This is a genomic window from uncultured Roseibium sp. (assembly GCF_947499295.1).
Taxonomy (GTDB): Bacteria; Pseudomonadota; Alphaproteobacteria; order Rhizobiales; family Stappiaceae; genus Roseibium.
In genome coordinates this window covers 1-9,580 of the sequence record NZ_CANMNP010000044.1, presented here as the reverse complement: position 1 = coordinate 9,580, position 9,580 = coordinate 1, and the positions used below count along the sequence as shown (strand labels likewise).

Annotated in this window: 7 protein-coding genes and 4 pseudogenes; 5 read left to right on the top strand and 6 right to left on the bottom strand. The window is 53.7% G+C overall.

Translation table 11 applies throughout. The features are described from left to right. Window positions 1-71: 71 nt before the first annotated feature. The 3 genes and pseudogenes from Q0835_RS28780 to Q0835_RS28770 all read right to left on the bottom strand — a co-directional run. Window positions 72-757, bottom strand: a pseudogene (locus tag Q0835_RS28780) (transposase); the annotation flags it as partial. A 293-nt stretch (window positions 758-1,050) separates the two neighbouring features. Further along, the gene (locus Q0835_RS28775; RefSeq protein ID WP_298966733.1) at window positions 1,051-2,271 is read right to left on the bottom strand and encodes an MFS transporter; all 1,221 of its coding nucleotides are present in this window, start codon (window positions 2,269-2,271) and stop codon (window positions 1,051-1,053) included. A gap of 58 nt (window positions 2,272-2,329) precedes the next feature. Then, the gene (locus Q0835_RS28770; protein WP_298966731.1) at window positions 2,330-3,316 is read right to left on the bottom strand and encodes a hypothetical protein; all 987 of its coding nucleotides are present in this window, start codon (window positions 3,314-3,316) and stop codon (window positions 2,330-2,332) included. 325 nt (window positions 3,317-3,641) lie between these two features. Here Q0835_RS28770 and Q0835_RS28765 point away from each other — a divergent pair. Together Q0835_RS28765 and istA are read left to right on the top strand one after the other, a co-directional pair. Beyond that, window positions 3,642-3,758, top strand: a pseudogene (locus Q0835_RS28765) (HU family DNA-binding protein); the annotation flags it as partial. 113 nt (window positions 3,759-3,871) lie between these two features. Further along, window positions 3,872-5,031, top strand: a pseudogene (gene istA / locus Q0835_RS28760) (IS21 family transposase); the annotation flags it as partial. Between the two features lie 32 nt (window positions 5,032-5,063). Here the strand turns inward: istA and Q0835_RS28755 are convergent. Further along, window positions 5,064-5,762 carry a recombinase family protein gene (locus tag Q0835_RS28755; protein ID WP_298966729.1) on the bottom strand — a complete coding sequence of 233 codons (699 nt, stop codon included), beginning with the start codon at window positions 5,760-5,762 and terminating at the stop codon, window positions 5,064-5,066. Between the two features lie 40 nt (window positions 5,763-5,802). On the opposite strand from Q0835_RS28755, the gene Q0835_RS28750 reads away from it, so the two are divergent. Genes Q0835_RS28750 through Q0835_RS28740 form a run of 3 tightly spaced genes read left to right on the top strand, consistent with a single transcriptional unit; the run spans window position 5,803 to window position 8,343 of the window. After that, entirely contained in the window at window positions 5,803-6,720 is a 918-nt protein-coding gene (locus tag Q0835_RS28750; protein WP_298966727.1) for a DUF4158 domain-containing protein, read from the top strand. A 4-nt stretch (window positions 6,721-6,724) separates the two neighbouring features. Further along, the gene (locus Q0835_RS28745) at window positions 6,725-6,952 is read left to right on the top strand and encodes a hypothetical protein (RefSeq protein ID WP_298966725.1); all 228 of its coding nucleotides are present in this window, start codon (window positions 6,725-6,727) and stop codon (window positions 6,950-6,952) included. Next, window positions 6,949-8,343 (top strand): transposase, encoded by a 1,395-nt coding sequence (locus Q0835_RS28740; protein WP_298966723.1) that lies wholly within the window; start codon window positions 6,949-6,951, stop codon window positions 8,341-8,343. Before Q0835_RS28745 ends, Q0835_RS28740 begins: the two co-directional genes overlap by 4 nt. Here Q0835_RS28740 and Q0835_RS28735 read toward each other — a convergent pair. Next, window positions 8,320-8,631: a transposase gene (locus Q0835_RS28735; RefSeq protein WP_298966722.1), complete on the bottom strand. Its 312-nt coding sequence runs from the start codon at window positions 8,629-8,631 to the stop codon at window positions 8,320-8,322. The genes Q0835_RS28740 and Q0835_RS28735 overlap by 24 nt on opposite strands. 652 nt (window positions 8,632-9,283) lie before the next feature. Continuing rightward, window positions 9,284-9,580, bottom strand: a pseudogene (locus Q0835_RS28730) (transposase); the annotation flags it as partial.

Sequence of the window (9,580 nt, the reverse complement as noted above, 5' to 3'; positions counted from 1 at the left end):
CAAACATGCTGAAAAGCTTCAGCATGACAATGACCTGATGCCAAGTCTGCTAATCATTCCGAATATAGGACGTTGTCGGAAACCACGGTGACCGGTTTACCACGCAGACGGATGAGCGCATCGAGCTCACGGGTGACGCGCAAGCCGGATAACGACGTATCGGCCACCAGCGTCAGGCACTCGCGACTGTAGTCATCGACCACGGCCAAAATCCGAAACCGGCGGCCGTCCGTAAAGGCATCCGACACGAAGTCCAAGCTCCACCACTCGTTTGTCCTACCGGGTAGCACCATTGGTCGTCTGGTGCCCAGAGCTCGCTTCCGGCCACCTCGTTTGCGGACTTGCAGCTTTTCCTCGCGAGGGAGCCGTCTCAACTTCTTCTGGTTCATTCGGATGCCCTGGCGTTCCAGCATCAGATGGATACGCCTGTAGCCAAAGCGCCGGCGCTCTCCGGCAACCTTCTTCATAGCTTCCCGTCTTGCATCGGGCGTTACCATTTTTTTGAAGCGACGTCCTTCAGCATGGCGTTGTCGAGCATGGCTTCGGCCAGGAGCTTCTTCAGCTTCGCGTTCTCGTCTGCCAGCGCCTTCAGCTTGCGAGCATCAGACACGTCCATACCCCCAAACTTGGCTTTGTACTTGTAGAAGGTCGCTTCCGAGATGCCGTGACGCCTGCAAACGTCCGCCGTCTTCTTGCCGCTCTCCTGCTCTCGCAAAATGCTGATGATCTGTTCTTCTGTGAACCTTGAACGCTTCATTCCGTCCGTCTCCTGACTGCGACGGACTCTACATCAAACTGGAGGAGTTTTGGGGTCTCAGGTCACCGATTAACAAGTTGGCAATGCCAGCGCGACGCTTGATGGAATTGAAACAGTGCACGTGATCCGCAAGGCACAACTGAACCAGCCGGGTGTTCCTGCTTACCGCCAGTTCATCGAATTCGCACGACAACTGTGTCAAGAAAAAGCCATTGATCTCACGTCAAGAAAAATTTGCGACACTACCGTCCGAGAGGCCAGTGCTGTCACGCAGGCAGCCAGCCATATCATTGTCATTGATTTTTATTAATCAAAATTAATAGCATAACTGTACCAATTGTGGTGACAAACAATCCCCATAGTATGTAGTAGGGAATAGTACTACTGACGCCAATTAGTGTCGGTGCAATATAAATAAGCATTCCAAATAAGCTGACGATCATTGTTGTGGTCGCTCTGATGCGACCAACTTCTTCATTCGGCGCTAAGACGAGAACGTGCCCGTCGCACAGCGCTCTTCCAAGCGCAAACATGCCACCAAGAAGTGCATACGTAATCATAAGTAGCGGGACATTTCGAAGGCTGGCAAATCCCACCATTAAGATGCCAACCAAGATAAGGAGAATTAGCTCGTAGTGGGCCTTAGAGAATATCTTTGACTGCGTTGCGGCCGTGGCAAGAATTGCACCGCCGCCAACAGCCCAAGCTGTTTCTAGAAGGCCATAGACGTCACTCCCCCTGTTTAGGGTATCCTTTACAAATCCGGGAACAAGAACATTAGCCATCTGCGATGTTGAGAAAAAAAGCCCAATGCAAACAATAGATAATGAAAGTTTTCTATCTCGAAGTATGACTGATACACCGTGTTTCCACGCTTGGAATATTTCTACAGAGCGTTTTTGGGGGCCGTTCTGATATGCAGAAAAAACTGTTTGGATAATGAACAATTGCAAGACCATCAGAAAACCCATGACGCAAATTGACCAACCTGCATCAAGGTGATGGAGTAAAAGCCCCCCGGCTCCTGTCCCTAAGAACATACCAACCTGGCGACCAATAGAAACTCGAATGGAAAGTTTCATTCGTCGCTGTTCAACGACCGCTTTTTGGATAATGCCGTCAAGCGCTCCTGCGTTCAGTATTGTGCCGATAGAAAACAAAAACGTGTATGCAAACAACCAGGGAATTTTCGTGGGCGCTGCAAGTGTGCCAAACGCCAGTACCAGAACTGCAAAAACACGTAAACCTTGGCCAACGCGAATGACTGATAAGCGATTTCGACTATCTGATACGACCCCGGCAAAGATGGAGAAAAGCAGTGACGTGGCGCTGCCAACAAAAAAAAGTTGCCCAACTAGCCTGATAGACCCCTCAACAGTCGCGATCCATGAAACAACAACGAGGCTCAACCCGATTGAAAACATAGAGGCGAAAACGAAGATTAGGATAGAAAACTCGGCGAGAAGGCTCGTATTTTCTTGGATAAAATCATAAGCTTCGCGTTGTTTTTCCACCGAGATATTGACTCAAATGTTCGAGTAATCTGATTACTTAAAACTGTGAATTCGTTGTCTACATGACATGTCCTGTTTTAACTGCGTTCTTGGAAACGCTTCTAAGGTAATTTCGCGTTTCTTCGTGGCCTTCGATGGGGTCTTCAAAAATGTCCCTTGCATGAAAGCCATTTGCGTTATTCAAGACGATCATCCGTCGTGACTTCTGAGCGGCGGCATATCGGAATGGATTTTCCGAAAGCTCAGACTGAAATGCTTTGAAACGACCTGTATAATCGGGGCTACCGCACCTCTTGCCAGCAAACGTTCCATTTATGAACGTTGTGATCCTTCCATCATCGGTTTCTTTAAAAATTGAAGTCTGAACTTTTCGCTCCACGACATTTTCAATTTTCGCTCCGGCTGTTCCGTAAATGGTCGGCGTCAATGAGAAAATAAAGTCGTCATCGAAACCGATGCTTTCAACATGCCTCGAAAGATTGCTTACGGAATTAGTCGGAATCCAATAGAAGTTCCCACAGTTCCGATAGTTGATAAAAGTATTGTATATCGAAATGTATCTTGGAACGCTGAGCTCCTTTTCTCGAACAAGGCCATCTGAATGAAAACCAAGTATATCTGTCGGCGAAATATCCAAAAGCCCAGCCTGATTTAAAGCCTCGTCGCTCTTATATGAAGCGCTAAACATCGTAAAAGGCGTTTGATTTTCGATGTCTTTTGCTGGTTGCATCAACGAAGATGTGAGGGCGATTGAGACGAGTGCTCCTGCGATTGCATCATCAGTTAGATCGTCATAAATCGACGGGACGTCAATTGCGGCAATGCCACAATCATTGTCCTGCAAACAGGATTCAATTTTTCCCAGAGTATCAGAAAAAGCACTCCACATCTCCAAAGCTAAACATGTCAGGGTAGTATCGTCGCGGGTGTCTGCCAGTGAGCGCAATTCTCCATCTACTTCAAGGAGGTCGTGGCAAAATTGGTGCACCGTTCCTTCGTTAAGATCGTATGAGGGCGCTTTGACGTTTGTGTTTGCGTTTAGCATGAAGACGATTTCCCGTAACTCAGTTTCTTAGTCGTGCTTTAGAGGGGAAAACCCCAATGGGTTCCTCCCCAACGCTGACAGATCAAGAAAGCGTAGAATCTGTGCATTCCGGTCGTGTCAAACTCAGCTTAACTCCTTGAGTAAGACGCCGTACAGAAACTTTGTTGACGATTGGCTCGCCTTTGCCAGAGCTATTGGTCTGCATTTCATTCTCCTTTAGTGGGGGAAGAGGTTGGAACAAGTTCAGATCTTGAACTACAGCTATAGGCTGCAAAGTTGTTAAACTGCTATATTTTGGTGTATTTATGACGATGATTTGAATTTCCGTGCAAAAATACCGCGCCAAGGCCGCAATCCGGCAACCGGCGAAACGATCCAGATCGCGGCATCGAAGAAACTCTCCTTCCCACCCGCAAAAGCGGGGTCCATTAGGACTCAGTGATAATTTGCGGGTTCCGGAAATTCCCGGACAGCTCCCGGAGTGGAATTTATCGGTCGGTTCTCGGCTGCGCCGTTTTGGCAATGTGGTTTCTTTTCAATGCATTGAGCGAGCCCATGCCAAGACGGAAGCAAGCGAGGAGAACGACAGTGAAAGACATTCGATCGATCCTGCGCCTAACCTTTGACCAGGGTCTTTCAGTGCGGGAAGTGTCCAAGCGGCTGAAGATCAGCAAGACAACGGTTTCCGCCTATCTGTACCGGGCTCGAGAGGCAGGACTTTCCTGCTGGCCGCTTCCCCCAGGCCATGAAGATGACGCGACTCTGGAACGGCTTTTGTTCCGGCGCGCCGGCCGACCGCCCCTAGATCTGAGCGAGCCGGATTGGGCCAAGGTCGCCCGGGAGCTGAAGCGCAAGGGTGTGACGCTGACGCTGCTGTGGTAGGAGTACCGTACCGCCCATCCTGATGGTTATGGCTTACCTGGTTCTGCGACCGGTTCGCGGCGTTCCGGAAGAAGACGAGCGCGACCTTCCGCAACCGCTACGAGGCGGGCGCGGTGATGCAGACCGACTATGCGGGCCAGACGGTGCCGATCGTCGATCCGGCCACCGGCACGGTTCATGCAGCACAGATCTTCGTTGCGGTCCTGGGAGCCTCTTCCTACACCTTCGCCCTTGCAAGTCTCAGCCAGAAACTGCCGGACTGAATCGACGGCCAGATGCGGGCGCTGACCTTTTTCGGCGGCGTAACGGACAGCCTGGTCTGCGACAACCTGATGGCCGCCGTTGCCAAGGCACTATGGTTCGAGCCGACGCTGAATGCGACGTTTGAGGCTTTTGCCGAGCACTACGACACCACGATCCTGCCGGCACGCAGCCGCAAACCGCGGGACAAGGCCAAGGTCGAAGGCGCCGTGCTGATCGTGGAGCGCTGGATCCTCGCCCGGCTGCGGAACCGGACCTTCTTCTCGCTGACCCAACTCAATGCCGCGATCGCCGAGCTTCTGGAGGATCTGAACAACCGACCGATGCGTCACATCGGCAAAAGCCGCCGCGAACTGTTCGAGGAGTTGGAGAAGGCGGCCCTCAAACCCCTGCCGGATACGCCCTTCGAATATGCCGAGTGGAAGACCGCCAAGGTTCATCCCGATTACCATGTCGAGGTCGACAAGACCTTCTATTCCGTTCCGCACTCCCTCATCGGTCGGAAGGTGGACGTACGGCTCAAGCGCCGCGTGGTCAAGATTTTCCACGAGCACCGGCGTGTTGCCAGCCATGTTGGGGTGGGTTGAAAGTACGTGTAAAAAGTTCACACAGGCGACCTTCTTAAGGATCTAATACGTTTAACGATTTCACCAACGCGACCGCGACTAGCCTTTTCGTCAATTTTTCTATGAATTTGCCGCACACTGAGATCAGTTGATGCTGCGAGCGTTTCGATTTCCGCGATTAGCCGAGGAGCAAGCGGCGGTCGCCCGAGATGTTTGCCGCGCGCGGCGGCCGCTTTCATGCCGGCGGAAACGCGCTCACTGATCAGTGAAGATTCCAGTTCAGCCATGGCACCAATGATAGTGAACATTGCCTTGCCCATCGGGCTCGCGGTATCAATCTGATCCTGGACGCTGATGAAGCGCACGCCGAGGTGATCGAATTCCTCTAGAGCGGTTAAAAGGTGGCGGGTGGAGCGCGCGAAGCGGTCGAATTTCCAGACCAGGACGCAATCGACTTCGCGATTGCGGACGCTCGCCATAAGTGCGTTGAGCTGGGGTCGCCCTTCGCGGCGACCTGAGACGGCGATGTCGCAGTAGTCTCCAACAATCACCAGCCCGGCGCGATCAGCATAACCAAGCAAGCCATCATATTGCAGATCGGGTTTTTGGTCTGGTGTGGAGACCCGCAGATAAAGGGCTGTCCGGCTTTGGCCGTGGTTTTGTCGCTTATATCGTCCGTAAATGTCTTCCTTTTCGGACGTCGAAACGCTATCACCTAACGCCTTCAAATTACGCATGTTTCGCCAAGCCTCCGGCGGACCCTTTTCCGGACACCTTATGACAGCGATTGACCGTACCGCCTACCCGCGTCCGGGCGCTCCTCTGACGACAGAGGAATTGGACGCCCGCTACCACCTGAATGAAACCGACCTGTTCTTTGTTCGCGACAAGGCATCCAGCGACGCCGGTCGCCTGACGCTGGCGACCTTGTTGAAGGGCCGGCAGGACCTTGGCTATTTTCCAGCGCTGTCCGCTGTTCATGCCGACACCGTCACCCATCTGGCGGCGCAATTGGATTTGGCGACAGCAACACCGTTGCTCGATGAGACCCGTCAAAAGACGATGCTCCATCACCACCGAACCGCAGTGCGTACCCATCTCGGCGTGTCGCCATTTTCTGAGACGGCCGAACAATTGGTTTCGGACGCCGTGCTTGCGTCGGCTGAAATGATGAGCGATCCGGCAGACCTGATCAATCGAGCCATCGAAGCCTTGGGTAAGGCCTCGATCGATTTGCCGGCCTTCAGCACGCTGGACCGGCTGGTCAACCATCTGCGAACACAGGTACACACGCGCATATATGAGCAGGTCACGGCACGATTGACACCGAATATTGCCATGTTGCTGGACGAACTGTTGAAGGTTCCGAGAGGAGCGGTAACAACGCCTTTCAACCGATTGAAACAGACGCCTGGGCCGGCGCGACCTGAGACGATCAAGCTGTGGACGGAACGCCTCGACTGGCTGACCAGCCTGGTTGATCCCGATCCGCTCCTGGACGACATCAGCCACACCAAGCTCCGGCAATTTGCCTCTGAAGCCCGTGCCTTGGAGGTAAGCGAACTTTTGGCCATTACCCAGCCGGGCCGGCGCTATGTTTTGGTCCTGAGCCTTCTGCGACAGGTCCGTGCGCAATGTCGTGATGAACAGCGGACAGCGATGGAAAAACTTCGTGACGAAGCGCCGGAGAGGTAGTGTCGTGATGGATCGTCGCGCACTCGAAGTTTGTGTCTTCATTCATCTGGCTGTTGCCCTGCAGGCAGGTGACTTGTTCGTCGTCAGCGCCGAGACCTTCGATGACTACCGGACACAGCTCCTGCCTTGGACGGATTGCGAGGGGCGGCTGGCACACTATTGTGAAGCGCTTGGTCTTCTCCCCAGAGCGGCGAACAGTTCGTACAGCAGTTGCGGCGGGAGTTGGCGGTGACTGCAAAAGCGGTCGACGCCGGCTTTCCTTCCAACGCCGAACTGACCATTGACACCAAGGGCGTTCCACATCTGAAGCGGCTCAAGGCCAAAACCGTGCCCAAAGGACTGCCTGCATTCGAGATGGAAGTCCATGCCCGCATGCGCGAGCGCCACTTGCTCGATATTCTCAGGGACGGTACTTCCTGGACCAGCTTCACGCGCCATTTCGGTCCGCCGTCCGGAGCCGATCCAAAGCTGCAAAGAGCCGAGCAGCGCTATGTCTTCACCACATTCGGGTACGGTTGTAATCTCGGCCCGGTCCAAGCCGCACGTCATGCTCCCACTATAGCCAGCGCCAATACCTTGCGCCGGCTTAATGCCCAACATATCAGCACGCCCAAGCTCGAAGCTGCGATGACGGACGTGATTGACGCCTACAATCGTTTCGCCTTGCCGAAGCTCTGGGGTGCCGGCCGCGCCGCGATCGCCGATGGAACCCATGTGCCGCTGCGCGAAAACAATTTGCTGGGCGCTCTCCACATCCGTTACGGCGCCTATGGCGGCATCGCCTATCACCATATCGCCGACAACTATATAGCGCTGTTCACCACCTTCATTCCATGCGGTGTCTGGGAAGCTGTCCATATCTTCGACGGTCTCATGAAAAACCGTTCCACGATCCAGCCGGATACCCTCCATGCCGACACCCAAGGTGAAAGCGAACCTGTCTTTGGCCTTTCCCGTCTTTTGGGCATTATGCTGATGCCGAGGATGCGCAATTGGGGCGACGCCACCTTCTATCGACCGGATAAAGCGGTGCGCTACCTTAACATCGACAGCATCTTCACCCGCGAAATCGACTGGCGTCTGATCGCAACGCATTGGCAGGATATGATGCAGGTGGTCCTCTCCATCCAGGCCGGGTTTGTCTTGCCCTCCATGTTGCTGCGCAAACTGGGATCGCACAACCGCAAAAGCCTACTATACCAAGCCTTCCGTGAACTCGGCCGCGTCGAGCGGACGCTGTTTCTGCTGCGCTATATCGCCAATCCCGAGATCCGGCGCACTATCCGCGCCGAAACCACAAAAATCGAATCCTTCAACGATTTCCTTGACTGGGTCACGTTCGGTGGCCCCGTCATCAAGAGCGGCGATCCGGTCGAGCAGGAAAAGCAGATCAAATATGCCAGTCTGGTTGCCAACGCCATCATGCTTTCAAATGTGGCCGACCTGACCGAGGCTCTTGCCTCAATGGCCACCGATGGACATCAGGTCACGCCAGAACTCGCCGCCACCCTCAGCCCCTACACTCGCAAGCACATTCGCCGCTTCGGAAAATATGAGCTCAACATGGATGACCAGCCCGCTCCGCTCCTGCCAAGGCCGTTACCCTTCGAAACGCCCTTGTGAACTTTTTACACGTACTTTCAACCCACCCCCAGTCAGTTCGTCAAGCGTCAGGTCACCGTTCTCCGAGACGTGAGACCTCAGCCATTCGTGCTGGCTGGAAAGCTTACCCACGCCGGGATTGCCCTGACGTTTGGGCCCAAGTGAGCCTGTCTCGCGCTTCAGGATCACCATGTCGTTGACGAACCGTGGCGAAACACGGAAATGCGCCGCAGCAGCCCGGTGCGAATGACCCTCTTCGACAAACGCAACAACACGCTCTCGCAACGCCAAGGGATGCGGCTTACCCATCACTCTTCTCCTTCAAACGCCGAAAGAGAATCAGAAAGCAACTGATTTGGAAACCTTGAATCGCATCAAAAGCGACACGCTTTAACAATCAAAACGGACCACTCAACTGGGGCTGAACATGGGTATGACTCTCGGGGACCGGAAGTCGTTCCGGATAGCCAGGGCGTTGTGCGAAAAAACGCAATCCGCGGATAGAAGTCTTCGCGACCGCGGGCCACCGAGTCCGGGGCATTAAGAGCATTCCTTTGGGAGCAGGGCAGATTGCGTCCCACTGTATGTCTGTAACTGAGAATGCCTCGACCATTTCTCCGTTGGACACATAGTAAGCAATTTGCCCCATTTAGCCTCCTGTTATGCCAATGGCCGGAACCTTGGGCAGACCAACGAAGCTGCTTTTATATGAGCATTCTCAATTCAGAAGTGTGGTTCCGCTTATACCATTTCGGTATCCAAAGACCCTTGCCAAAAGAACAACGGATTGTCACCTCCCCGCCCAACTCGATCACACGGTCACAGTCACAAACTACGGCGTCTAAGTCTGAACTTGCCTCACCATGAGCCATCGATGCTGGAGCGCCAAGCTCCACCAGTCGATTCGCCGCTGATATTCGGCGGTCGGCAGATTGGAAATCTAAGAGCCATATTCAAAAGTTCAGGAAACGAAACAATAAGTTGCGAGCCTTCGGATCATTAGCTTGATGCTTGCGATGTTGAGCCATGCAGTCGAGCTTTTGATGGAAGTCTCGCAATCCTTTGCCAGCCGGCGGCAAATGGTCAAGCCATGCGAATGTGCGCTCCACCACCCATCTGCGGGGCAAAACTTTGAAGCCTTTGGCGGCGTCGGAGCGTTTGATGATCTCTATCGTCCAGTTGCCGTTGCCCACCAAGGCGGCGTGAAGCTTTTCACCGGCATATCCGCCATCGGCAAACACATGGCGCAGCCAAGGGA

Excerpts from the sequence above, each read along its gene's own strand:
- Q0835_RS28770 (WP_298966731.1), bottom strand. The coding sequence starts at position 3,316 with ATGCTAAACGCAAACACAAACGTCAAAGCGCCCTCATACGATCTTAAC.
- Q0835_RS28755 (WP_298966729.1), bottom strand. The coding sequence starts at position 5,762 with ATGCGTAATTTGAAGGCGTTAGGTGATAGCGTTTCGACGTCCGAAAAG.
- Q0835_RS28750 (WP_298966727.1), top strand. The coding sequence starts at position 5,803 with ATGACAGCGATTGACCGTACCGCCTACCCGCGTCCGGGCGCTCCTCTG.
- Q0835_RS28735 (WP_298966722.1), bottom strand. The coding sequence starts at position 8,631 with ATGGGTAAGCCGCATCCCTTGGCGTTGCGAGAGCGTGTTGTTGCGTTT.